We start from the raw sequence: 26,368 nt of genomic DNA, 5'->3' as shown, positions 1-26,368 counted from the left end.
AAGTTGCATCGTGAGAAAATAAAATAGAAATAAAATCGCCATTGGTGGACTGTTTGATTCAATGGCAAACAAAAAACGCAACCCGAAATCATTTGATCATCGAAGGTTGCGTTTTGTTGTGTCGTGTTTGTGAGTAGGTGAAATGTCATCAATACATACCAGAAGCTTGATCAACTTCTTAAAATCGTTCAACAGTCGCAATGGTGGGTACCACCTGTCACGACAACTCATTGGACAATGGGTTTAATGTGCCCGCTTCGAGGTTTTATATAGAATCCGACCCCAAAATAAGTCTTCAGCAAAAAGAGCTTGCATTTGCCCGAGCCCAAGTTGTAAGATAGACAACAATAATTTCAGTTAGAATACTAATCCAAACGATAGGGAGGCCCGTTCTCATGTCAATCACATAACGCTAATGCATGGTTAAATGACCAGTATCTCATTGAATCATCACTATTCTTATGCAGCTGCCTACGGGCAAGAAAGAAGGATCTAGCGTGACTAAGATTGACCTTTGTTTACTGAATGCAAACGTACTGAACGTTTTTAACCGGACTTTTGAGAAGAAAAATGTCGGCATCACGGATGGTGTGATTATGGTCGTGGAAAAACCGGACCAGCACATTGAAGCCGACCAGTATCAGAACTTGGCAGGAAAATACCTCGTGCCTGGCTTTATTGACGCCCACATGCACGTGGAAAGTGCCATGGTCGCACCAAGCGAACTGGGAAAAGTATTGTTAAAAAACGGGGAGACTAGCATCGTTGCTGACCCCCACGAGATTGCGAACGTCTGCGGGGTTTCGGGCATCGACTACATGTTGCGTGATGCCAAACAAACACCGTTAGATATCTTTTACATGCTGCCGTCAAGCGTGCCATGTACACCAATTTCGCATAATGGTGCTTCCTTGCCAGCTGCAACGTTAAAGCCGCTCTACCAACGCGAAGGGGTTCACGGACTCGCAGAAGTCATGGACTATCCAGCAGTTGCTAGCCAGCAGACAGACGTGATGCAAAAGATTCACGATGCCCAGGAAGCCGGGTACCACGCCGATGGTCATGGCGCCGGTCTAAACTACGACCAGCTCCAAGTATTCAAACGTGCCGGCATCAGCGACGACCACGAATGCACGACCTTACAAGAAGCTGAAGATCGTTTAAACGCTGGCCTTAACGTTTTCCTTCGTGAAGGTTCTGTTGAACGGGACCTGGAGAACACAATTGGTGTCGTTACCGAAGCCAACGCGCAACGATTCGCATTTTGTACCGACGACAAAACCATCAGCGACATCATCAATGAAGGCGGAATTGACCGGTGCGTCCGGTTAGCCATGAAGGCGGGAATCAATCCAGCTACTGCCTATACCATGGCAAGCTACAACGCCGCTCAAGCACAACAGCTCACCAACAAAGGTGCGATCGTTGCCGGGTCCGATGCTGACTTGGTCGTTGTCTCTGATATGGCTGCCGTTACCGTTGAAAAAACGATGAAGGCGGGACACTGGGTCACAGAATCTGACTCTAACACCACGCCCTTTAACAAACAAACGGTGCACCATCACTTAAACCGCAAAGATCTGGTCTTGTCATTAGACAGCTCGACCTGCAACGTGATCGGCGTTAAACCAAACCACATTGAGACCGCTCATTTACAGTGTGAAGTACCGCTCGAAAATGGCGAATTTACCAGCGATACCACCCAGGATATCCTTAAAATCGTGGTGGTTGAACGCCATCATAACCTTGGCACATCAAGTGTCGGGCTGGTTAAAGGGTTCGGCATTAAGAACGGCGCCGTTGCCACAACGGTTGCCCATGACGACCATAACATCGTCGCTGTCGGGACGGATGATGCCTCGATTTTCGCTGCAATTACGCGCATCACTGAAACAAACGGCGGCATTGCGGTCGCTCAAGATGGTACCGTCATCGGCGAAATGCCGCTAGCCATTGCTGGTTTGATGTCTGATAAACCGTATCAAGAAGCCTCGGCCGACCTAGATGGTCTGTTCAAAGCATATAAGGTGATCACCGGTCAGAAAACAGTTGCGTTTGATCCATTTATCACCTTGTCATTTCTGACATTACCGGTCATTCCAACCATTAAAATGACGGATCAGGGTCTTTATGATTTTGAGAAGGGCGACTTTATCGACGTTGCTTGTCAAACGCCCGTCTTAAATGGTGTCAAATAAGCGCCTGTAACCAGTGTTGGCGAGTGGCGTAAGTTTGAAGCAGTACAAAAAAACATTATGGCCAGTTGAGCTAGTTCAAACGAATAACCAACGGCCGGCAGCGAACTTGGCATTGGTCCCACGCTGAAAATCATCGACTTTGCTTCAATAATAAATGGGCGACTGCAATGGCAGTCGTCCATTTTTTGACTCTTTTTGCTACTTTTTAATGTACCGGTTCATCGCCAGTGCTAATACCAATGACAAGACCAGTGCGAGCCCCAACGTCAGCAGCCAGCCGCCCGCTGTATGTTCAAACGGCAAGGGCACGTTTTGACCAAAGAAGCCGGAAATAATAGTTGGCGCTGTCAGGACGATCGACCACACCGTCAAAAATTTCATTGTGTCGTTCAGATTATTGTTCAACACATTGTTATAGGTGCCCTCAAGCTGGTTGAGATTCTGACTGCCAAGCTGGGTCATTTCAACAAGTTGATTGGCTTCGATCAACACATCGTCTAACCGTTCTTGTTCAGATTCGGAAAAACTATGGTAAATGGACAGGCCTTTGAGCTGCTCCAAAACACTAGCGTTTTGTTTAGTGGCATTTCCCAAATACAAAGCATTCGTTTCCAAATCAGATAGTTCCAGTAACCGCTGGCGCGTCGTTTTAGACCGCAGTGCTTTGGCAATGTCATGCCGGCCGCTGTCAGCTTTTGCCACGAGCGGCATAAACTGTTCGGTCACGATGTACAGCATTTCCAGCAGAAACTGGTACGGGGTGAACCCGTCAACCGAAGAAAAGCGGTTCTGAATGAGCGTAATCAGCGGTGTCGCGTCAGCATGGCCGAAACTCAGCAACAAACCCTTTTTAATAATAAACGCCATTTGATGCTGTTCTTCCTGAGCGGCATCCGCATCTGCATCAGGAATGTTAAACACCATTAGGAAAGTCTTGGCAGGGGCGTCGTATTCAACGTGCGCCCGTTCGAAACGGTCCTTGGCGTAACTGGTTTGTTCCGATGTTAATCCGTATTCCTGTTCAGCTTGGGCGATGCTGTCTTGATTATCTGTATTGATATGATGCCATGACCATGCATGTTCTGCCATAATCTTTCTCCTCTGCGTACCCATTTTCACTTCGCTTTACCAACAGTTGTCGTCACTGGTCGAATACGATGCAGCTGTGCCCACGACTATCGCGAACCACAGCAAAGCGGTTAAATGGCTTATTTATACTTATATTCAGCATAGAATATTGCCACACTTTTAGCCAGTATAGTCATTTCATTTGTTACGATTATTTTTTAAACTGTTCACGATAGGGGCTACGGTTGTCGCTTGTCACAGCAGCGGAAATCAATCCAAGCTGTCTAAAAATCAACTAGTCAACGTGACTGACTATTAAGTGCCATCATGCTAAAACATAGAACGCTGCCATTCATATTTCCCTAAAGGGCAATCAAAGTCTGCCCCTTAGGCCATGGTTTCTCGTGGCGTTGGTTGTTATAGTTCAATTAATGATAAAAAAGCATCCGCCATATTATCAACACCAATTAAGGCGCTACTGGACCAAGGTGAAAATCATTAAAAGCCCAATTGTATCGATAGGGCAAAAATCATGGTTCCCACAGTAACGATAAGTGATGGGCGGATCCAGATCAGGATAGCTTTTAACATTAGATGGGACGGGGAATGATATGATTAAAAAAGGAACGGTGATGATCATTGATGATCAGCCGATCGTACGTGATGGGCTGGCCTATTTTATTGGTCGCAATCCTTATTTAGAGGTGGTTGCGACTGCGGAAGATGGTGAGGCGGCGCAGCGCACAATCGCGCAACTGCCGACCTTACCAGACGTCATCGTTGTCGATTTAAAAATGCCGAAAATCAATGGGGTCACATTTATCAAACGCGTGCGTCCAAAGACAAAAATTGTTGTGTATTCATCATGCATCAATTTTGATATTGCCGCGCACATGCCACAGTATGGCGTGCATGGTTATCTGCTCAAACGCGAGAACTCGCAAACCATCATTGAGGCACTCGTAAAAGTGATCAATGAAGACTATTATATGGCGCTGAGTGACGAAGTGACCGAAAAAACGGTTGCGTATCTGACCGAAAAAACACTTTTTGAAAAATTATCCTCTCAGCAGTTGGCTATCTTAACACTGATTGCTCAGGGTAAATCGACCCCGCAAATCGCAGCGTCACTATTGACCACAGAAAAAATTGTCAGCTTTGAGCTAGACGATATTTACACCATTCTGAACGTTACAACACCGGCACAAGCCGTCGCAGTGGCAATCGACTATCACCTGATTTCGCCTGACGATCAATGACCTCGTCTAAAGCGGTAAAAAAGAGGTAAAAAATTGGCGCTGTCTTATGATTGAATGACTCAATAATTGACCACTCTGGGACTAAACTAAGACAAAACCAAAATAAAAACAGCCTGCAGTCAACTCATTTCGACTGCAGGCTGTTTTGCGTTGCACTGGCCACTATTCTGCTGGTGAAGGTCCTCGCTATTTTGCATGGGGTTTAGCGCGAAGCAGTGGCCGTTTTGCACCGTTAGGATGACTGGTTGCCTCTCTACTATAAGTAACGGGGAGCGTCACGCGAAAGGTACTGCCTTTATCGGGTGTTGATGTCACAGTAATCGACCCCTGTAAGAGGTCAACGACCCGTTTGACCAACGCTAATCCCAAACCATTGCCCTGTGAGGCCCTGGCAGTATCCGCTTGGTAGAACTTATCAAAGATGTGGTGTCTAACGTCGTCCGTCATCCCAACGCCGTCATCGGAAATGGCCACCTCGACCAGATCCGTTGTCGGCTGCGTCATGGTTACCTTTAAATGACCGCCGTTGCGAGTAAACTTGATTGCGTTGGTAATCAAATTATTCCAGGCTAATTCCAGCAGTGCCTTATCACTGGTAATGTGGAGATCAGCCATCTCAGCATCCAAGTCAAGATTCTTTGCTTCCCACAGCGACTCATAATTGACCAGAACCTCAGCGAGTTGTTCATTCAGCAAAAAGTTATCCGTCTTCGGTGTGATCTGCTGATTATCTAACTTATTCATTTTCATGATATTGGTAATCAAGACGCTCAATCGAGAGGTCGCACTGGTAATCCGCATCGCGTAATTTTGACGGTCTTCTGGGGAAAGGCCAGGGTCCTGCAGAATGGTCGCGTAGTTTTGAATCACTGCCAGCGGTGTTTTAAGCTCGTGCGATACACTGGCGATAAAATCACTCTGCAACGCTTCAACACTGCCCAGCTCAGTTGCCATAATGTTAAAATTATCAATAATCGCATCCAGTTCATCAAGCTCCGTGATACCAGACTTAGTTTCAATGCGGACGCTAAAATCGCCATCGGTTAACCGCTGAGTTGCATCGAGGATCCGTTTGACGGGGCGGCCGATGGTGTAGCGGCGCCACAGACCATTCGAAAGGGTCATAATAAGCGCAAATGCAAGAATCGCCACCATCGCGATGATTGCCCGCGGCCGCAGTGAACTAACTGTGTCGAGCCGGGTCGGTTTATACACGATCAAAACGATGACCGTGACGACCAGTGCGCTGGCCAGAAAATAGATGAGGTAGCTGCCAATGCCAAATAAACTGTGCTGAACCTGATGCTGTTTAGTTGGTTTCATTGGGCACCGCCTTATAGCCGAGACCGCGTACTGTCACAATCGAAAAGTCGGAGACGGTCTGCAGCTTTTCGCGAATTTTTGCCATGTACACATCAACGGAGCGGGTACTGGTCTCCGTATCGGCGTTCCAGAATTCATCCATCAGCTGACCGCGGGTGAACGTTTTTTTAGGGTAGGAGAGGAGCTTGAAAACAATATCAAACTCCCGCGCGGTCAGACTGATCTCCTCGCCATCGTTTGTCGCCGTTCGTTCATCAGCGTCCAGAACAAACTTTCCAGTTGTCAGTCGTTTACTGGATTCAATTTTGGCCCGCCGCAATAGTGCCTGAATCCGCAAAATCATTTCGTCTAAATTAATGGGTTTAACCATATAATCATCGATCCCGATTTTAAACCCGATCTGCATCGATTCAATATCATCGCGGGCAGTCATAAACATAATGGGAATGTTGGTGTTCAATTTGCGCACGGTTTCGGCAAACTCAAACCCGTCGATGCCCGGCATCATGATATCGGAAATAATCAAATCAAATTGATCCTCGTACAACCGGTCGTAAGCGGCTTGGGCATCCAACGCACCTCTGGCCGTATAGCTGTGGCGAATTAGGAAAGCGCACACGGTTTTATTTAAATCTGTGTCATCTTCAACCACCAAAATTTTTATCATAGGTTGTCACCTCATTTTGTCTTTATTATAAGTTAAAAGGCCGTCAATTGCGCTATCAAAAACGCAGCTGGCGACCTTTTATCGTTAAGTTAGGCTGCAAACTGAAGCACGTTCGGAATGGCTTCAGGGATACTAGTCATTTACTAAGGGTGTATGAGTACTAAGACTCTGAATCTTTGGTTTCAGCGGCAGTTGTGTCTGAATCGTCTCGGTCATCCGGAACTTCTTCCAGGAACTTATCGGTAAAGGCATTTTCCACCTTCTTATAAGCACCAACTACGCCATCGCTGATCTTCTGGTTGGCACCAAACAGCCCAGAGGCAATTTTGTCGTTTGTTTCCTTCAATTGTTTGGCAATCTTTGCGTTAGTAGTTGGTGTGCCATCAGCCTTAGTTGTTTTTAATCGATAGTGTTTTTCTGTCATAATTGATCAGTCTCCTTTTAATGTTAATGTGCGTGATTTTCGTTGTGATAAAACGCGTTAAAATAGTTTCAGTGCTGGAAATATTGCGGTGACGACAATCCCACCCAAAGCCAGCAAACCGTCGAATACGTGTGATTGACTCAGTTGAGATTTCTGTTTAGTTTTCATAATCGCCTCCTATTCTGCTTTGCGTTCTGCCTTGCGGTGGGCTGACCCTTTGATCATTACGATCAGGCTAAGAATCATCACGATGCCCAAAATACCGACACCGATACCAACAAGGAAGAAACTGCTGATGAGTGACAACACCATCCCGAAACCAAAAACGATGGCAGCCACAATTCCAAAGAGTGTGAGTAAAACTGTCCGCAAAGTGAACGGGACCAATTTCTGGCCAGCAAACCAGCGACGCATCATGGTCAGAATCAATCCGCCGAACAAACCGACAGCCCCCAAGACAATGCCGATAGTTTGCAGATGCCATACCGGGATGAGACTCATGCACATACCAAGCGCAAACAAGATGCCGGTAAACGTGCCTAAAAACATACTGATGATCGATCTTTTTTCCATTGGTGAAGCCTCCTAATCCGTTGTTTAACTTTGATGATGTCGTTATTATGCGATAGTTTTGTTAGCGGAATGTTTATGAATTGTTGCTGAAGTGTTAATTCGGAGGTTAGTTGCTCATTTTTAATGGCAATATGACCATGGCAGGTTTTTTTAAGGCACACAGCCCGCTTAGACAAGTTAATCACCCGGCAGCGACTATCACAGGAATGCCAAGCAATCGGATCAATGCTAAGCTTTTACTCAATTAAACGGGATGGATTCCTAACTGTCCTTGACATTCCTTCACATAGTCTGAAATAATAACTCATATGCCTATCATTAACATATTCAGTGTCTTTACAAATATGCTGGTGGTTAAACCGAGTATCGAATATGATGAGACAATTATTGTCAGTCTGTCGATGTCTGACCTATTAAAGCAGCGGCTGACAGTCAATTTTTTGAAATGAAAGGGTTGTATTATGGAAAAGTATTTAGTCGTTGGTTCGGGAATCTTCGGCGCCGTTTTTGCCTACGAAGCTGCCAAAAGAGGCCACCAAGTCAAGGTTATTGAAAAACGAGACCACATCGCCGGTAACGTGTATACCGAGAACGTGAGCGGCATTCAAGTCCACCGGTACGGCGCACACATTTTTCACACTGATAATGAAGCAATCTGGCACTATATTAACCACTTTGCGCGCTTTAATTGGTACACAAATAGCCCGGTAGCGAACTACAAGGGCGAAATGTTCAATATGCCGTTTAACATGAACACGTTTAACAAAATGTGGGGCGTGATCACGCCTGATGAAGCCCAGCAGAAAATCAATGCACAGAAAAAAGAACTCGCTGGGAAGACCCCTGAAAATCTTGAGGAGCAGGCCATTTCCCTGGTCGGTCGCGATATTTATGAAAAATTGGTCAAGGGGTACACTGAAAAACAGTGGGGTAAAAAGGCAACCGACTTGCCAGCGTTCATTATTCGGCGTTTGCCGGTGCGTTTTACGTACGATAACAACTACTTCAACGATGCTTACCAAGGCATTCCAATTGGCGGTTATACGCAAATAATCGAGAAAATGCTGGCAAGTGACAAGATCGATGTTGAAACGGGTACCGACTTCTTTGATAAACGGGCGGACTACCTCCAGCAATATACCAAGATTATTTATACCGGCATGATCGATCAGTTTTTCGACTACCAGCTTGGCGAGTTAGCTTACCGAAGTTTGCGTTTTGATACGGAGACCCTGAACGTTGATAACTATCAGGGGAACGCTGTGGTCAATTATACTGATGCGGAAACACCATTTACCCGAATCATTGAGCATAAACACTTCGAATTTGGCAAGGGCGACAAGGGGAAAACGGTCATCACTCGAGAATATCCGATGGACTGGCACCGTGGTGACGAACCCTATTATCCGGTCAATGACGCGGCAAACAACGCCCTCTACAAACAGTACCAGACACTCGCAATAACGGTGCCTAACGTCATTTTTGGCGGGCGTTTGGGGCAGTATCGGTATTTCAACATGGATCAAACGATTATGGCTGCTCTCAGGGTCGTCAAAACAACCTTTGGCGAATAGCCTAACATTGGTGAGTCAGTCAGCATGATCAGCATTCACGTACAACGATAAAAAAAGTCATCCGTTTTAATTGTTAGAAAACGGATGACTTTTTTATTAGTGTCGATTTGCAACCCATGGACATTCAATGATCAAAACGGGTTAGCTTAATGCTGTTCAGCCCGGTTTTTCGAGCGTTTGTCGCGTAGTAGGTTAACCAAGCGAACCCCCGCATAGGATACAAGATACAGCAGGAGACTGATGACCAGTGTGTGGCCAATTAACACGAAATTAGCTGTAATTGAGCTCACTGTCAGGCCGATCAGATGCTGGAACAGGTACGTCGCAATAAAGACAACAATCACGCTGACAACGGCCAAAATGGTCTTCAGCAGGTTGTATGGTCGACAAATCGTTATCAGACTGAACAAGGAGTTCCAAATGACAATGTAAAAGGCGATGGTCCGAATCTGCATTGTTGGCAATCCTAATGCGCCTGACATCGCTAAGAGCGCGCCAACACCAATGGTGATGGCAATCGCAAACGGCAACGCTTGTGAAAAGGCGTATCCTAGAGGTTGTTTTTTTACGGGTCGCTTATCATTGCTGAACTGCAGAAAGAAGGTTGGATAACCTTCGATCAGCAGATCAATCAGTGTGATTTCAATCGGCAAGAATGGGAAGGGCACGTTCAGTCCCAAGCAAACCAGCGCCAAGAGAAATGAATAAATGACCTTGACAAAAAACAGGCTGCTGACGCTGGTAATGATGTTAATGACCCGCCGGCCTTCGTTGATCAGTGCCGGTAAATTGCCGAAATCATTGTTGAGCAGCACCAGTTGCGCGGCTTGACGTGCCGCGGGGCTGCCGCTGTTCATCGCAAAACCGCAATCAGCCGACCGCAGGGCTAACACGTCATTAACACCATCGCCGACCATTGTCACAGTATGGTTTTCAGATTGCAGGGTCCGAATCAATTTCAGCTTTTGGTTCGGGGTCACCCGGCCAAAAATTGTGTTGTTCGCTGCAACGTTGGCGGTGATATCATCATCAGAAAGCGATGCCATATCAACCAAACGGTCGCTGTCCTTAATGCCGGCCTGAGCGCCGACGTTCGCAATCGTTACCGGATTATCACCGGAAATGACTTTAACGGCGATCTTCTGTTCGGCACAATAATCTAACACATCCTGTACATTGGTTCTGATTTTATCGTTGAAGGCGATCACGGCGAGAATTTCAGCATCCCCCGGATCGATTGTTGCCGCGTCTGCGGGCAATTGGCCAACACAAATCAGGCGTTTACCGTCTTGTTGCGCGGCCAAAATAGACTGGGTAATATCAGGCGTGGCGGCGTTCGCAAACTTTTCCGGTGCACCCGTTATAATAGTTCCCAGCTTGTCAAACGACACGGCACTCCATTTTTGATCAGAGGAGAACGGAATTTTACGGCTGACCGGCCAGTCGTTTCGACCGCCGAAGTAGTTTTCTAAGGCTTGGAAAGTTGTATTATTATCGTCGGTAGCGGTAATGAAATTTTGCAGGACCTGGTTGAGTGACTCCCCAAAAGCGGGTTGTTTGATCTCGTGAACATCAGCTACTGTCAGCTTACCCTCGGTGATGGTCCCAGTTTTATCCAAACACAGGACATCCGTCCGTGAAAGTGCAGCTAGGGCGTACCCATCGTGAACCAGCACGTGATTCAATGACAGCCACAGGGCACCCGCGATGAAGGACACTCCCAGCAGCAGTTGCACGCCAATCGGCAGAATGCCTAACAACGCGGTTGCTGTATTCAAAATGATTTGGTGCACCGCGGTGCCGCGTAATAAATACGACTGCGCAAAGAGGGCAGCCCCCAATGGCAGCATAATGACGCTGGCAATGTGGTTGAACGTCTGCATGGATTTTAAAATCGGCGACGTTTGACGTTGACTTGTCCGGGCTTGTAACGTGAGCTGCATGGCAAAGTTGTCCTTGCCAATACGGTTGATGCGCGCGTAAGCCTTTCCGCTGACAACAAAACTGCCAGAAAGGAGCTGGGCACCATTCTCCTTTGTGATCGAATCGACTTCACCAGTCAGCAGCGCTTCGTTAGCAAACAGTTGACCTGAGATCACGATGGCATCCGCGCTGATCTGATCGCCCGCCGTCAGTTCAATGACGTCGTTTAGCACTAGTTCGGCTGGATTCAGTTTAATTGTTTGGCCGTCACGCCGGGTCAGGACCTGATTACCGGCTAGAATGGCGAGCTGATTAGTTACACGCTGGGCACGCCACTCCTGGACGATACCGCTGATGATGTTGAAACTCACCACAACGAGGTACAACAGGTTAATGTAGGAACCGGTAAGGGCGACCAGCACCCCAATACCGAACTGAAAAAAGTTTAACCAAGTAAATAAGTTTCGCCGGATAATTTTACCAAGGTTGGTCTGCCCATTTTCAGTAATTTGATTGCCTAGGCCTTTACGCTGTTGTGCAGCGGCTTCAGCGCTGGTGAGTCCCACCGGCTCCTGTTGTCTTTCAGCAATTTTTACCAATTTATTGTAATGCCTCTTCTCCTTAGGTAAAACGGTATCGCTACTGGAATTTAACGATTTTACGTGCGATACGATACCCAAACTTAGTCACCCAACCGCCAAATTTAGTTGGCAGATAAGTAAACCCGCAGACCCGATGGAACCGCAGGCGGTGATACAAGTGCGGTGAAGTTTTCTTGACGTGCTGCCAAAGATCGGTACGTTTTTTTAGTGCATCATCGGTACCAATCATTAACAGCAGAACTGACGAAATTGACATGACAGAGGATAGGTTACGCTCCATACAAGCGGTCAATTTCGGGCTATTCAACGCATAAATGTCCGTCACATCAATCATTAATTTGGTTACTAATAATTGCTGGTCAATGCGGTTCATCATGTTTTGCGTTGTGATCGACTGATCGTCACGGCCAATAAAGTAGTGGTACAGATCAACATCTAAGTAACAGATTTTTTTTGCAAGCGGAAGCGGTTGATAAGCAAATAGATTATCAACGTAGAACGTGTGCAGGGGTAATGTGACCTTACTTTCACGCAACACGCTGGTTTTAAAAATCTGCGCGTGCATGATCAGGTACTGGGTCAAGTCAAAATTACCGACTTCGTCCCAGCTTTCGATTTTGTCGTTATGGAATGCTTTACGATAATTAACGACGTACGGCGGTTCACCGGTTTTTTCGTACACGTAGTTACAAACAATCAAATCAACGTTGTCACCATCGGCTTGCCACTGATCAATACGCTGTAAAACCGTTTTGAGCGCGTCGGCTCCCAACTGGTCGTCTGAATCAACGACTTTAAAATATTTACCAGTCGCATGACGCAGGCCAGTGCCAACAGCACCGCCGTGGCCTAAGTTTTCTTGATTGATCACTTTAACGATCGTGGGATATTTTGCTGCATAGGCATTCGCAATTTTCTCTGTTTCATCCGTTGACCCATCGTTGACGACAAGAATCTCGACTTTTTCACCGCCGACTAACAGGCTATCCAAACAACGGCCCAGGTAATCTGCAGAATTGTAGCTAGGTACTGTAATAGTCAGACTCTTCACTTAAGCTTCCACCTTTTTAATAAATTGGGCACACTAGTCCCTACTGATTTTGACCCTAGCGTGCTAATTTTATTTTCGTATTATAGTATATTATAAATTAATTATTACACCCTAGTGTAATGAGAACAAGTTCTATTACTTTACTTTTACTTAATAATTAATTTATTTTTCAGTGTGTGTTTGAACTGAAGGGAGGCAGTTCTATTCATTGAACGACCTTCCTGGTAAAACTAATTTGCTTAAAATTGTGCGTTGCACCTTGTTTTTTGTGCACAATAAATTTTACCGTCAGACTTAATTGTACTATGTTTAGCCACGTTTGTCGCCCAGAGGGGGATAAATTGAGCAAGATACGCAACGCTTTTTAAATACTGTTGCAGCCGACAGAATTTTGGGTCAATTTACGACGCTGTGTCAATTACGCTATCTTGCGCAACCGAGGCTTGTCGGCTAACCTTTAGCAAGGTAAAAGTGAGCAGTGAAAACATGATTGCAACTGCGGTGACCAATAACATTGACTAAAAATGACTATTCATCTTCATGCAGCTCATCCAAAGCCTCATGCTGCTTCGTGTCAATAATATGTGTGTACAACCCCGTAGCAGTTGTTGAACTTTGCCCCAGTTGGGTAGCCACTAAATGTTCATTCTTAGTGGCCAGATAAAGTTTTGACGCCAACGTATGCCGCAGCTTATGCGGGGTGATTCTAACATGGTTAAAGGCGTACGAATACTTAGATACCAGCAGTTCGACCGTCGCGGTTGTAATTCGGCGCGGTGCTTCTTTCCCCTTCGTCAGGAATAGCGCAGTGGTGCTGGATGTTGTTTGGTAGCGTTCGGTTCTGATTTCTAAATAAGGGGTCACATAGGGTAATACCCAACTTGCAACCGGCACCGTATCCCACTTGCCTCCCTTACGTCGCACGGAGACCGTGGCTTGTTTGACACTGAGATCCTTTAAATTTGCGTTTGCCAGTTCTGAAACGCGAATCCCGGTCCCCAGCATCAGTGCGTTGATGGCGACGTCGCGCTCTCGGTCACGTTGGAAATAGCGCAGCTTTCTGTCATCGTCCTTAATGGTGTCAGCGTAATCATCCTGGATAAAATTCAGGTAATCCATGTCAGTCTTGCCCAACATCAACTGGCTTTTAATGCTGTTAGCGCGGGCAGCATACGTCTCACTGTCACGCACTAACGAAATCTTTTTCATCACGTTGCGGTAAAAGTAGGGTTCGCCATCCTGATTTTCAGTTTCTTCAGTCAGAAAACGAAAGAGGGCGGATAACGCATTTAATGAGCGATTGACGGTGCGGTGTGAGATCGCGCCTTGAGGATTTTTGGCAGTTTGTTTGCCACGGTTGAGCAGGTAAGACTTATAGAGCTCCATGTCCTGTTTTTTCATGTGCTCCAGGTCGGATAGGGAAACTTGGGCGGGAGATTGCGCGCTGGAAACGCCAGTATCGACCAACCACTCGAAAAAGCGGTGAAATTCATTTAAATATTGATAGAGCGTCGCAGCCGAAAGAGGGACAGTTGACTTAGTCAAATAGTAGTCACGGATAAAGTCCGGCATTTGGGCGACGAGCTCTTCATTGTGTTTTACGTAGTCAGCTTGACGCATGAGAAAACCACCTTGGTCATTATAGTTTGAAACTGTAGATGAAAAGCGAGACTGATCATAAGAGGTGAAAAGATATAGTTAAACTTAATAAAATATCAGTTTTATTAAGTTTAGTATAACACGAAAGCTGAGTCGAATCAGCTAGTTTTCTGAATAACTGGATCCTTGGATTATGAATTTGCTTGATATCGGAATTAAATGTCTTGTAATGGCTGATATGGCGGTGTTTTAATCATTTTGTAGTGCAAATGCTTCTGGATTTTTGGACTAAATATTGGGATTAACTTTAAAACAAGCACAAATTTATGCAACTAACATGGTTAAGACTCGGAATCAATCATAGATCATGAATGCAATTTCAAACGCATAGCAAATTCTGTTCATCAGTACTCGTCATCAAGTCTAGTCAGTAGCAAATCAGACATTATTTCTTAGTTTACACCACATGTTGGGCTTTCCACGAACGACAAACGCTGTTATATCAACGTTTAGCAGATAGCCATTTACTCAGACGCATTCTGACGCTCAGTTCAGTTATAAGACGGATAACTGACCACGAATCTTTCTTAGAACGCGCCGTTATTTTCGAGCTGAACGTTGGTTGGTCATGTCATTATGAATGAACTATCATGCAACGTATCAATTTGAGTAACGATTTTTAGATTAGCAATGTTTTAACACGCCGAATTGGCAATTCAGCCAGTAAATTAATCTGAGTAGCTTTTGCAAATGAGTTTATCTTAAAATCACCAAGGCAAACTCAAGATAAAGGACTGAATGCAGATTGGTAACGTCAATCGAAAACATCACGCATCACTAGCAAACGTTCACGGTTAACTGTAAAGGAGTTGCTAGTTAAATGACGATGACGTTATTTGACGCCAACATAAACATAAACTTTTTTGGAGACAAAGATAAACAGGGAAGACGCTATAATCAGGCTTCCCCCAGAAATTTATCTCTACTTTACATAATATATATTATTCAAAGTAGTGCTTTGAATAATATGGTTCGTCATATTGAGCGCCTTTGATTATGAACTTTTGTATTTTAATCAATGATCAATTATCCCCAATTACCGCTTAAATTACCGCTTATTTTTGCACGTTTCACTTACGCATTAGTCGCCAAACAAAAAAGTCCAAGCCAGCGCTCAGACTTCACTTTAAGAATGATTGGATCGTTACTCATTTGAATTGCTAGTATCCGAGTGCATCTTTTGGAACTTGTTGTTGGCAAAAATGCTCCAGCCAGCACCGATGATCCCGACAATACCTACGATGACCATCAAGACAATGCCAATCACGCTGAATTTTTGAACCGCCATGTACATCCATGACAACATCATAAAAATCGCCAAAATGTTTACCAGCGTCAACACAATCTTTTCAGTCGAATTGTTTTTTGATAAGTAAATACAGATACCATACACGCCCAAATAGCTGAGAATGTTAATTCCAATCATGTACGTGATATGCTGCTGAAACGCTGCTGATAACACAGTCGCAATGCACAAGCACGCCGCTGTGATCCAAGAGGAAATTACTGCTTGTTTTCGCACAAAAACCAGCTCCTTAGTCCTTTATTCAATCTCTATTTTCCGTTAATTCTAGCGATTTTGCAAACGTTTTTCCACTAAACTGCTTCGGATAAGGCTTAGAAACGGTGGTGTGCGTACCTTTGTGCATGATGAAACAAATTAAAAAAGAGATTGTTTTCCGCGCAATCTCTCTAACAGCTTAATGTCGCTTAAGCTAAAATTCTTGTATTGTTTGTATTGTATTGAAAACGTTGGTGCTTTTTTGAGTAAACTTAATAAAACTAACCCTGCCAGTTACGTTTGATAAACGCGGTCCGGCCACCCATTTCCTCAATTTGATAGCGGAATGGATTCTTTTTATAAAAGTCTTGGTGATAATCCTCTGCTGGGTAAAACGGCTTTGCATCTTCAATCTCCGTCACGATTGGTGCATCAAACCGGCCGGAGTTAGCCAAAGCCTCGCGAGAAGCGGTGGCAATTCGACGTTGATCATCGTTTTTTACGAAAATCACTGGTCGATACGAGTCGCCTCGGTCTTGAAATTGGCCCATTGCATCAGTTGGATCCGTTTGACGCCAGTAGATTTCAACGAGTTGGTCGTATGAAATGACGTTAGGATCAAACGTGATCTCAACGGCTTCAGTATGGCCAGTTGTGTGGCTCGCAACCTGCTCATATGTCGGATTGGGTACGTGACCACTAGTGTAGCCTGAAATCACTTTTTCGATTCCCGGCTGTTCGTCAAATGGTTGGACCATGCACCAGAAACACCCGCCAGCAAAAATTGCCGTTTCGCTCATCGTCATTCCCCCTTATCAAATAAGGTCTTGTACTGACTGTACCCGGCAGCGTCCAATTCTTCAACGGGAATAAATTTCAACGCCGCTGAATTGATGCAGTAGCGCAAACCTCCCGCCTCCTGCGGACCATCCTCAAACACGTGTCCTAAATGGGATGCTGCCTCTTGAGAACGAACTTCATTTCTGATCATGCCATGGGAAGTATCGAGATTGCTATCGAGCGCCTTTGCATCAATGGGATGCGTGAAAGATGGCCAGCCACAGCCGGCATCATACTTATTGGTTGAACTAAATAACGGCTGACCACTGACAATATCAACGTAAATGCCTGCTTGATAAAAATCATCGTATTGTCCGCTAAATGGCCGTTCCGTCGCAGCGTGCTGCGTCACCTCATAGGCCTCCTGGGATAATCGTTGTTTTAACTCATCTTGTGATTCTGCCATCTGATCACTCCTCACTAGTTATTCTGCCTAATGCTGTTGCATTTCCAAAACGCACTATACAGACAAACATTTTTAGGTTGTGTACAACCTAATTGAGTATAGCACGATTCCGCCAGCAAACAAGCAATCTGCCTAACGATAGTGTCGCAAACCGGTTAAGGACTGAAACAGAAAGCGGCCTATTTTATAAAATCCAGGCTCGGACTGTGTAAAATAGGTCGCTTCTATGCAAGTCTTTGGTTTGTGAAACGCGGGTCCTTCAACTGCCTAAGAAAGCGTGTCTCTGAATACAACGGCGTGAATAATCATAGGAAAGCGCGTGTAACAAACCGTGTTTTCCCCACGCGCCATCCTCAAACTTTATCAATGTATTTGCTGGTTTGCTGAATAATCCGTGCCACCTGTTCGGCCGTTGCCACTAAATTGGCGGGTCCATTTTTGATGGCATCGGACAACGACGAGACCCCCTGTTCAATCGCAAAAATCGCATCAATTCCGAGGTTAAACAAAACGTCACTGCCCTTGCCAACGTTACCGGTCAAAACGATAACCGGCGCGTACGGCGCAACCGCTTTAGTTGCCGTGGCGACGCCAAACGGTGTCTTGCCAAACTGGGTCTGAAAGTCGACCTGTCCCTCACCAGTAAACACCAGATCAGCCTTTTCAGCACGTTCCCTCAGGTGTGTGTACTTTATCATAATCGCAATACCAGGTTGCAGATCAGCACCAGTAAACGCCATTAATCCAGCACCGAGACCACCCGCGGCACCCGCTCCGGGTCGTTGATCAACATCAAGCCCCAGCGCCGAGTAGATTTTCGTCGCAAAATGTCGCAAATTGGCATCCAATGTACTTACCATGGCAGGCGTCGCACCCTTTTGCGGGCCAAAAACGGCTGCTGTCCCATTGGCGCCGGTTAGCGGATTCGTCACATCGGACGCGACAACCACAGAAACGGTCGCTAAACGCTGGTCGATCCCTGAAATGTCAATCTGGGCCAGGCGTCCCAGATCACCGCCACCCGGGTGAAGCTGCCGACCTGAAGCGTCCAGGAGCCGAACACCGAGTGCTTGTGCCATCCCAGCACCACCGTCAACGGTTGCACTGCCGCCGATGCCCAAAATAATGTGTTTAACATGGTTATCCAGTGCGGCCAGTATCAGCTCACCCGTACCGAAAGTAGTGGCAAGCAGTGGGTTTAGTTCTTCCTTTGAAACGGTTTCCAAACCACTGGCAGCAGCCATTTCGATGACGGCCGTTTGGCGATCACCCAAGAGTCCAAAGGTGGCGTTTACTGGATTACCGAGGGGGCCCGTGACCTGCTTTGTCACCAGTTGTCCGCGCGTGGCATCAACAAGCGCTTGAACAGTGCCTTCACCGCCGTCTGCCATTGGAATCTTCTCGTAATCAGCATCGGGAAAGATTCGTTTCACTCCTAATTCAATCGCATCTGCGGCTTGTTTTGCTGTCATCCCGCCCTTAAATGAATCGGGTGCAATTACGATTTTCACGGGTTTTCCCTCCTAAAATAAAAACAGCATCACCGGCATGGCAATGCTGTTTCCTGGAATCATTTATTAGCCTTCAAAGGCACCTTGTAATGGTGGTACAACCTGCTTCTTACGTGACACAACGCCAGGTAAGTTGGCACGGTCGTCCTTCAACGTTGTGTTAAAGGCCTTTTCAACAACATCCTTTGGTTCGCCGTAAACGAATAATTCGGAGTTGCTGTCCAGAACATTAGTTGCCAAAACTAAGAAGAGGTCGTAGCCTTCCTTTGCAGCTTCGTCAGCCATGGCCTTCTTCAAGCCATCTTCACGCGCCAAAACATCGTTCAGATCAACGGTGTTGATCTGGTCGATACGAATGTTCTTGCCGCCCATGGTAAATGACTTAGCGTCAGCAGCAACTAATTCAGCATCGCTCTTAGCAGCTAAGTTCGTCCCAGCTTTCAACATTTCGATACCGTATTTTTCGTAGTCGACGTCGGCAATTTCAGCCAGTGCCTTAACTGCAGCGCGGTCTTTGTCAGTAGTGGTTGGTGACTTCAACAGCAACGTATCTGAAATGATGGCGGAAAGCATCAACCCGGCTAATTGAGCGGGAATCTCCACTTTGTTTTCGTCAAACAATTCAGTGATAATGGTGCTGACACAGCCAACGGGTTCTGCCCGGTAGTATAGCGGTGCAGCGGTGTTAAACCCGTTGATCCGGTGATGATCAACGACATGAGTTACCGTCACGTCAGCGATGTCGCTCACGCTTTGTTGCGGCTCGTTGTGGTCAACCAACATAACAGAATCAACTTCATTAGCGGCGGTCTTAATGATCCGTGGGGTTGGTTCGTTAAAGTAGTTCAAGACAAAGTTTGTTTCCATGTTAGGTTCGCCCAAGGCAACGGCCTCAACGTCTTTTCCTAACTTAGATTGTAAGTATGCATATGCTTTTGCAGCCACGATGGCGTCCGTATCAGGACTTTGGTGACCAAAGACAAGTTCTTTTGCCATTTGTATATCTCTCCTCAGCTTGAAAAACAGATTTTTAGTGTTGTTTTCAACAGTCCTGCACAACGACCGGCGTTGTGAATACCGGACTGTCTATGTAATCCACGCAGAGTCAATTATACCAAAAAAATGGCACCGTAACCATCTTCAGCGTGGATTGCCGGTTAATTTTTCAAAGTATCACGTCGCAATTGGTATGACTAAAGCGTCGGAAAACGGCTGAGTCAACAATCCTTATCATCAATAGACAGTGCCATGCTGATTACTTCACTGATTCCGGTTTACCCAGTCTATGCGTGCAACAAACGACCACTTCTGGTCATATCCGTATAAAGAGGCTTCACCTAAAGACCCAAATTCGTGGGTTTTAGGTGAAGCCTTTTTTATATTCCAGGCGCAAAAGTATTTTGTTCTACGCGCTTTCAGAAACTATTCTTTATTTTCAGCTTGGATTTCCTGTAGCCGTGATAGGTAATCCTTGGTCTTCAAATATTGATCGAACTGAGCCAAGAAATGGCCGATACGTGGAATCTTATCCTTTCCGCTCCGGAAGACAAACGCCAATTCAAAGCGGATGTTTGGTTCGAAGCGCGCAGTCCAAGTGTTTGGAAAATCACCTTGGCCAACGTAGAAAGAGTTAGGCAATGCCGTGTAGGCACCAGTCTGCTTCGAGAACCGCAGTAACTGCAGTGGTGTGGTGAATTGTGCCACACTCGTTGGCATGTCGACCATCGCGTTCTTGAAGGATTCACGCATCATGTGGTTTAAGTAATAGTTGTTTGGATACGTTGCCCATGGCTTATTTGGTAAGTCGGCAAACTTGATTCGCTTCTTCTTGCTTAAACTTTCGTCATGGTGAATGAACAACAGGTCATCGCTGATGATCCGCTTAGATTCGTATGGTTTCCAATTCTTGATGGATTCATCAGGCAGGTACATGATGGCAAGGTCGATCTGGTTGTTTTCTAAACGATCCCAGATTTCTTTTCTTGTCAGCATGTGGAAGCTGATCTTCACATCAGGATTTTCCCGGTAAGACTGAATGGCAAAGTCTTCAAAGACACTGTCTTCCACGGAGGCTAAGATACCAATTTTGATATCCCCCTGAGTGGCACTGGTAGATTGTTGAATCTCATCAGCAGCGTCGTTTAAGATGTCATAAATCTTATGGGTGGCGTCCAACATTGTGTAACCAGCATCGGTCAACCGGAGCTTCTTACCTACTGAGTAGAATAAGCGGGCACCGACTGTCCGTTCCAATTTTTTGATCTGTTGGGTCAAGGCAGGCTGAGTGATTCCTAAGATCTGCGCAGCTTGCGTGTAGTTCATGGTTTCTGATAATTGCAAAAAGTACGTCAAGGTCTTCGAACTGAAGATGCTTTCTTGCTTGCTTTTCATATTAGGGAAAGCCTCCTAAGGTATTTGTTATAGCTATAATAACCATACTTTGCAAAATGTGCAATTAATGTAATCTAAAAATAACCAATACCTAATAAAAATTAAGATAATGTTAAGGAAGTCGGCTTAATCCTTAAGATTTCCGGTGTGCCTTCCTTTTCAATATCAACTACGAAGGACCCGTTTGAATAGCGTGTACTCAACGGATGTTCAGCCGGCAGGATATCATGCATGCGTCGATGATCCGTAATGACCTCGATTGCTTGGTCATCCTGCAGCTTTAAGAAATCAACAATCTCGTGCGGATTATTCTTCAGTGCGTGTAAGACCATGACGCCCTTTCGTGCCCGGCTTGTCACAGGCAGTTCGCTGGCCTTCATCTTCTTGAAGGCTCCGCGTTGGGTAATCAGACTCACCACGTCATCATCAGTGATCAGCTGCATGTCGGTCACGCAGTCGTCATCGCCCAAGTTCATGGACTTGACGCCAGTGGTTCGGGCACCATTGACTGGAATTTCAGCAATGTCAAACCGCAGTGCAAGGCCGAGTTTTGACATCAATAAGACCGTTGTTTGTTCCGGTTTTGCCATAAACGTCACGTTGACAACGTGGGCATCATCGGCCTTGAGTTTTTCATAAACCATAGCCCGGCTCTTATAGGTCCGACTCGGTTGCAGTGCTGACAATTCGGTGCGCTTAATGTACCCTTCGTCGGTGGCAATCAAGAATTCACCAGGTGTCTTCAAATCAGAAAACGCGTAGGTGGCAATGATCTGCTCGTCATCGGCTAAACCGATCGTTTGCGAAATGTGTTCGCCGGTGTCTTTCCAGCGCGCATCGCTGATCTCGTAAACCGGTCGGTAGATCAAGTTCCCCTTGTTGGTGAACATGTACAGGTGATCCAGCGTACTGAGCTTATCCATAAAGATCGGGTAGTCGTCTTCCTTCAACCCGTTATCTTCAGGGTCAGAGGCGCTGTAAGACCGCACCCCAGACCGCTTCAAATAGCCGTCACGACTGACCATGACCACCACGTCTTCGTCTGAAACAACGACTTCGGTCGAAATCTTCAGCGGTGTGATTTCGTCTTGAATTTCGGTCCGACGGCCATTGCGGTAAGTCTTGTTGATACTGCGCAGTTCACCGCGGAGTACCTTGTTCAATTCCTTCGGGTCATCAAGGATCTTGTGGTACTCCTTGATACTGTCCGCAAGTTCTGCAGCTTCCTTTTCAAGTGCGGTCACATCGGTGTTGGTCAACCGGTACAGTTGCAAGGCCACAATGGCGTCAGCTTGTTCTTCCGAAAAATCATACGCTTTAACTAAGTTATCACGCGCGTCTTTTCGGTTCTTGCTGGCCCGGATGGTCTTGATGACTTGGTCAAGGATCGATAGCGCCTTGATCAAGCCTTCAACGATGTGCTGTCGCTTTTGAGCTTTATCTAATTCAAACTTCGTCCGGCGGGTGATGACATCTTGTTGGTGTTCTAAATAAGCAACAAGGATCGTCTTCAGGCCGACGTGTTCTGGCCGCCGGTGATTAATGGCGACCATGTTGAAGTTATAGGTCACCTGCAGGTCAGTATTCTTAAACAGGTAGTTCAAGATACCTTGCGCATCGGCTTCCCGTTTGAGCTCAATGGCAATCGATAAGCCTTCCCGGTCGGATTCGTCCCGAACTTCGGAAATGCCGTCCACTTTTTTAAGCATGCGGAGTTCATCGATTCGCTTGACCAGAACAGCTTTGTTGACTTCATACGGAATTTCACTAACACGGATGAGCTGTTTGTTGCCACGGATGTCTTCAATAGCCGTCCGCGAACGGACAACGATACGCCCGCGCCCCGTTTGATACGCCTTCTTGATACCGTCTAATCCTTGAATGATCCCACCGGTAGGAAAATCAGGACCCTTCACAAACTGCATGAGGCGGTCCAGATCAGCCTTGGGATGGTCCATTAGGTAGATCAATGCATCAATGACTTCACCCAAGTTGTGCGGCGGAATATCCGTCGCATAACCGGCTGAGATCCCGGTTGCACCGTTGACCAGCAAATTAGGAAACTTTGCAGGCAGGACGGTTGGTTCATACTCGGTATCATCAAAGTTGAGCACCATATCAACGGTGTCTTTATCGATGTCCCGCAGCATTTCACCAGCGATTTTACTCAACCGGGCTTCCGTATACCGCATGGCGGCAGGCGGATCACCGTCCATTGACCCGTTGTTCCCGTGCATTTCAATCAGCGGTTCCCGGACTTTCCAGTCCTGACTCATACGGTTTAAGGCTTCGTAAATTGAGCTGTCACCGTGGGGGTGAAAGTTACCCATGACGTTCCCAACGGATTTAGCGGACTTGCGAAACGGTTTATCGTACGTGTTGCCGTCCTTATTCATCGCGAAAAGGATCCGGCGTTGCACGGGTTTGAGCCCGTCACGAATATCAGGCAGCGCCCGTTCCTGGATGATTGATTTTGAATAACGACCAAAACGATCGCTCATGACTTCTTCCAAAGTCAGTTCTTGAATATGATCAGCCACCATCTTATCCCCTTTCGTGATCAGTCGGCATTCGTCGGCTCAGTGTGTGCCGAATTTGCCACGTTATTATCTAAAATACTGCCGTCCTCTTCAAGGGTAAAGGCCACGTTTTCTTCGATCCATTTCCGGCGCGGTTCAACCTTATCACCCATCAGGGTCGTGACCCGACGTTCTGCCAGAGCAGCATCGTCGATTCGTACCCGAACCAGCGTCCGGGCTTCAGGATCCATGGTCGTGGCCCAGAGTTGTTCCGCGTCCATTTCACCAAGCCCCTTGAAACGTTGCAGTTTGTAGTTTTTGCCAAGTGTCTTTGTTTTCTTTGCCAGTTCCTCGTCGGTCCAAGCATAACTGATGCTGGTCTTCTTACCGCTGCCCGCCTGAATCATGTACAACGGCGGCAACGCGATGTAGACACGGCCGGCATCGATCATCGGCCGCATATACTTGTAAAAGAACGTCAGCAGGAGTGTCTGGATGTGGGCACCATCATCATCGGCATCGGTCATGATAATGATCTTGTCATAGTTGGCATCCTCGATATTAAATTCAGAACCGACACCGGCACCAATCGTATAGATCATGGTGTTCAGCTCTTCATTTTTCATGACGTCTTCCAGCTTGGCTTTTTCAGTGTTCAGCACCTTCCCACGCAACGGCAGGATGGCTTGGAACTTCCGGTTACGGCCCTGCTTAGCAGATCCGCCGGCGGAATCACCTTCGACTAAGAACAGTTCGTTTTTATCAGCGTTCTTCGATTGAGCGGGGGTCAGTTTCCCTGACAGCAGTCGTTCCTTGCGCTTATGTTTCTTACCGTTTCGACTTTCATCCCGCGCTTTTCGGGCGGCTTCACGCGCCGTCCGGGCCCGCAAGGATTTGTGAATCAGCATTTGTGCAAACTCACCGTTTTCCATGAGGTAGTAGCCGAGCTGTTCACTCAGCACACTGTCCACGATGGTCCGGGCTTCCGGGGTCCCCAGCTTTTCCTTGGTTTGCCCCTCGAACTGCAAAATCTCTTCCGGTACCCGCAATGAAATGACGGCGGATAAGCCTTCACGCACGTCGGAACCTTCCAGATTCTTGTCCTTTTCCTTCAACAGACCTACTTTTTTGGCGTACTCATTAAACGCCTTGGTCCAGGCACTACGCATCCCGGCTTCGTGAGTCCCACCATCTTTGGTTCGAACGTTGTTGACGAAGGAAAGCAGGTTTTCGGTGTAGCCGTCGTTGTACTGTGCAGCAACTTCAACTTCTACCCCCTCCTTTTTGCCGTCAAAATACATGACGTCGCCAAGGGTCTCCTTATCTTCGTTCAGATAGCTCACAAATTCTTTGATACCATCTTCAAAGTGAAAAACATCTTCTTGTTCTTGCCCCTGGCGCTTATCGGTCAGGATAATTTTGACACCTTTCAGCAGGAACGCAGATTCCCGCAGCCGTTCAGCCAACGTGTTGTAGTTGTAAACGGTCGTCGTGAAAACACTTGAATCGGGCTTGAAATGCAGGCGTGTCCCGGTTGGCTTGCGGGTGTTGCCTTTTTTGACCAAAGTGGTGACCGGATGGCCGCCATCCTTGAATTTTTGTTCATACATCACACCATCCCGGACAATGTTGACCGTCAGTTCAGAGGACAGGGCGTTGACAACACTAGCGCCGACACCGTGAAGCCCGCCAGAGGTCTTATAACCCCCCTGACCGAACTTCCCACCGGCATGCAGGACCGTCAAAATAACTTCTGGTGTTGGTTTGCCCGAGGCATGCATCCCCACGGGCATCCCACGGCCATGATCCTGCACGGTGATACTGTTGTCGGCTTCGATAACGACATCAATTTCGTCACCGTAACCGGCAAGTGCTTCGTCCACCGCGTTATCTACAATTTCATATACCAAATGGTGCAGCCCGCGGCCGTCTGTTGACCCGATATACATCCCTGGTCGTTTTCGAACGGCTTCCAGGCCTTCCAAGACCTGAATGGATGAATCATCGTAAGTTGGCTTCTTGTTCGCCACTAAAAAGACTCCTTTCAATCAGCCTACTCGCTGATGAGACACAATTTTTAATGTGAATTGTTTATAATTCTCGTTAACTGGGTTAAAACATGCTAAAATATTAGCCAGTGATTTGTAACGAATCCGTATTGGAGGAAATCAATTTGAAACTCGTTTTACTACTCATCCTGGCTTACCTGCTGGGCGCGATTCCAAACGGGGTTTGGATCGGTAAGATCTTTTTTCATACCGACATTCGCAAAGCGGGGTCAGGCAATATCGGCACCACCAACACCTATCGGGTGCTCGGACCGATTGCCGGCACAACTGTTATGGTGCTCGACATCGCCAAGGGAACGGTTGCCACACTTTTGCCCACGTGGTTTCATATTACCACGGTTAGCCCGCTTCTATTTGGATTAATGGCCATTCTTGGGCATACCTTTTCTGTTTTCGACGGGTTCAAAGGTGGCAAGGCTGTCGCAACCAGTGCCGGCATGTTACTCGCTTACAATCCCGTCTTCTTTCTCATTGCTTGCCTGTTATTCATCAGCTTTATCTATTTAACCAGTATGGTGAGCCTCGCGTCAATGATTTCTTTTTCTATCATCACAATTTTAAGCATTCTATTCCACGATGTGTACCTGTCGATCATTGCAATTGCGCTGACGATTTTTGTGTTTTACAGGCATCGCACCAATATTAAGCGGATCCGTGAGGGCACGGAAAACATGGTGCCCTTTGGGTTAGGCTTTAAACGACGGAACCGCAACGCTTCAAAATAGAGCCTCTAGTCATTAATCTACGCAGTCAAAGATACTTGGGATTTTTTTCTCGGGTATCTTTTTTTGTCTACAAAATACTATTATA

General features: G+C 46.5%; 20 protein-coding genes. 4 read left to right on the top strand and 16 right to left on the bottom strand.

Annotated features, from left to right (window positions below):
* Nucleotides 1-497: 497 nt before the first annotated feature.
* Complete coding sequence (gene ade / locus FC82_RS03080) at nt 498-2,198, top strand: adenine deaminase (RefSeq protein ID WP_056996181.1); 1,701 nt, start codon at nt 498-500, stop codon at nt 2,196-2,198.
* Nucleotides 2,199-2,396: 198 nt separating this feature from the next.
* Here ade and FC82_RS03070 read toward each other — a convergent pair whose 3' ends face one another.
* Nucleotides 2,397-3,287 carry a magnesium transporter CorA family protein gene (locus tag FC82_RS03070; protein ID WP_054758620.1) on the bottom strand — a complete coding sequence of 297 codons (891 nt, stop codon included), beginning with the start codon at nt 3,285-3,287 and terminating at the stop codon, nt 2,397-2,399.
* Nucleotides 3,288-3,877: 590 nt separating this feature from the next.
* On the opposite strand from FC82_RS03070, the gene FC82_RS03065 reads away from it, so the two are divergent.
* Complete coding sequence (locus tag FC82_RS03065) at nt 3,878-4,525, top strand: response regulator transcription factor (RefSeq protein ID WP_056996179.1); 648 nt, start codon at nt 3,878-3,880, stop codon at nt 4,523-4,525.
* A gap of 186 nt (nt 4,526-4,711) precedes the next feature.
* On the opposite strand, the gene FC82_RS03060 is transcribed toward FC82_RS03065, so the two are convergent.
* From FC82_RS03060 to FC82_RS03045, 4 genes are all read right to left on the bottom strand, one after another.
* Nucleotides 4,712-5,848, bottom strand: a complete 1,137-nt coding sequence (locus FC82_RS03060; RefSeq protein ID WP_054758624.1) for a HAMP domain-containing sensor histidine kinase — start codon at nt 5,846-5,848, stop codon at nt 4,712-4,714.
* Nucleotides 5,835-6,515 carry a response regulator transcription factor gene (locus FC82_RS03055; protein ID WP_054758626.1) on the bottom strand — a complete coding sequence of 227 codons (681 nt, stop codon included), beginning with the start codon at nt 6,513-6,515 and terminating at the stop codon, nt 5,835-5,837. Before FC82_RS03055 ends, FC82_RS03060 begins: the two co-directional genes overlap by 14 nt.
* A gap of 160 nt (nt 6,516-6,675) precedes the next feature.
* Nucleotides 6,676-6,939 carry a hypothetical protein gene (locus FC82_RS03050; protein WP_054758628.1) on the bottom strand — a complete coding sequence of 88 codons (264 nt, stop codon included), beginning with the start codon at nt 6,937-6,939 and terminating at the stop codon, nt 6,676-6,678.
* A gap of 177 nt (nt 6,940-7,116) precedes the next feature.
* The gene (locus FC82_RS03045) at nt 7,117-7,512 is read right to left on the bottom strand and encodes a hypothetical protein (RefSeq protein ID WP_054758630.1); all 396 of its coding nucleotides are present in this window, start codon (nt 7,510-7,512) and stop codon (nt 7,117-7,119) included.
* A 461-nt stretch (nt 7,513-7,973) separates the two neighbouring features.
* Between FC82_RS03045 and glf the strand changes: the two genes are divergently transcribed.
* Nucleotides 7,974-9,086, top strand: coding sequence for a UDP-galactopyranose mutase (gene glf / locus FC82_RS03040; protein ID WP_056996178.1), 1,113 nt, complete (start codon nt 7,974-7,976; stop codon nt 9,084-9,086).
* Between the two features lie 146 nt (nt 9,087-9,232).
* Here the strand turns inward: glf and FC82_RS03035 are convergent, their stop codons facing one another.
* From FC82_RS03035 to parE, 11 genes are all read right to left on the bottom strand, one after another.
* A complete protein-coding gene (locus FC82_RS03035; RefSeq protein ID WP_054758631.1) occupies nt 9,233-11,608 on the bottom strand; it encodes an HAD-IC family P-type ATPase in 2,376 nt (791 codons plus the stop codon).
* 40 nt (nt 11,609-11,648) lie between these two features.
* Nucleotides 11,649-12,662, bottom strand: coding sequence for a glycosyltransferase family 2 protein (locus FC82_RS03030; protein ID WP_054758633.1), 1,014 nt, complete (start codon nt 12,660-12,662; stop codon nt 11,649-11,651).
* Nucleotides 12,663-13,190: 528 nt separating this feature from the next.
* Complete coding sequence (xerS, locus tag FC82_RS03025) at nt 13,191-14,282, bottom strand: tyrosine recombinase XerS (protein WP_054758635.1); 1,092 nt, start codon at nt 14,280-14,282, stop codon at nt 13,191-13,193.
* Nucleotides 14,283-15,465: 1,183 nt separating this feature from the next.
* Nucleotides 15,466-15,843 (bottom strand): hypothetical protein, encoded by a 378-nt coding sequence (locus tag FC82_RS03020; RefSeq protein WP_054758637.1) that lies wholly within the window; start codon nt 15,841-15,843, stop codon nt 15,466-15,468.
* A 260-nt stretch (nt 15,844-16,103) separates the two neighbouring features.
* On the bottom strand, nt 16,104-16,622 hold the full coding sequence (msrA, locus tag FC82_RS03015; RefSeq protein WP_056996177.1) for a peptide-methionine (S)-S-oxide reductase MsrA: 519 nt from the start codon (nt 16,620-16,622) through the stop codon (nt 16,104-16,106).
* 2 nt (nt 16,623-16,624) lie between these two features.
* The gene (gene msrB / locus FC82_RS03010) at nt 16,625-17,068 is read right to left on the bottom strand and encodes a peptide-methionine (R)-S-oxide reductase MsrB (RefSeq protein ID WP_054758639.1); all 444 of its coding nucleotides are present in this window, start codon (nt 17,066-17,068) and stop codon (nt 16,625-16,627) included.
* A gap of 353 nt (nt 17,069-17,421) precedes the next feature.
* Entirely contained in the window at nt 17,422-18,579 is a 1,158-nt protein-coding gene (locus tag FC82_RS03005; protein ID WP_056996176.1) for a glycerate kinase family protein, read from the bottom strand.
* Between the two features lie 66 nt (nt 18,580-18,645).
* Nucleotides 18,646-19,575 (bottom strand): manganese-dependent inorganic pyrophosphatase, encoded by a 930-nt coding sequence (locus FC82_RS03000; protein WP_054758640.1) that lies wholly within the window; start codon nt 19,573-19,575, stop codon nt 18,646-18,648.
* A gap of 426 nt (nt 19,576-20,001) precedes the next feature.
* Complete coding sequence (locus FC82_RS02995) at nt 20,002-20,970, bottom strand: LysR family transcriptional regulator (RefSeq protein WP_056996175.1); 969 nt, start codon at nt 20,968-20,970, stop codon at nt 20,002-20,004.
* Between the two features lie 101 nt (nt 20,971-21,071).
* The gene (gene parC, locus FC82_RS02990; protein WP_056996174.1) at nt 21,072-23,513 is read right to left on the bottom strand and encodes a DNA topoisomerase IV subunit A; all 2,442 of its coding nucleotides are present in this window, start codon (nt 23,511-23,513) and stop codon (nt 21,072-21,074) included.
* A gap of 17 nt (nt 23,514-23,530) precedes the next feature.
* The gene (parE, locus tag FC82_RS02985; protein ID WP_056996173.1) at nt 23,531-25,519 is read right to left on the bottom strand and encodes a DNA topoisomerase IV subunit B; all 1,989 of its coding nucleotides are present in this window, start codon (nt 25,517-25,519) and stop codon (nt 23,531-23,533) included.
* A 143-nt stretch (nt 25,520-25,662) separates the two neighbouring features.
* On the opposite strand from parE, the gene plsY reads away from it, so the two are divergent.
* Nucleotides 25,663-26,283 (top strand): glycerol-3-phosphate 1-O-acyltransferase PlsY, encoded by a 621-nt coding sequence (plsY, locus tag FC82_RS02980; protein WP_054758646.1) that lies wholly within the window; start codon nt 25,663-25,665, stop codon nt 26,281-26,283.
* The last annotated feature ends 85 nt before the right edge of the window (nt 26,284-26,368 follow it).

The organism is Secundilactobacillus collinoides DSM 20515 = JCM 1123, assembly GCF_001435975.1.
In the GTDB taxonomy this organism is placed as follows: Bacteria; Bacillota; Bacilli; order Lactobacillales; family Lactobacillaceae; genus Secundilactobacillus; species Secundilactobacillus collinoides.
The sequence above is the reverse complement of the archived record's forward strand: the minus strand, read 5'-3'. Positions and strand labels throughout refer to the sequence as shown.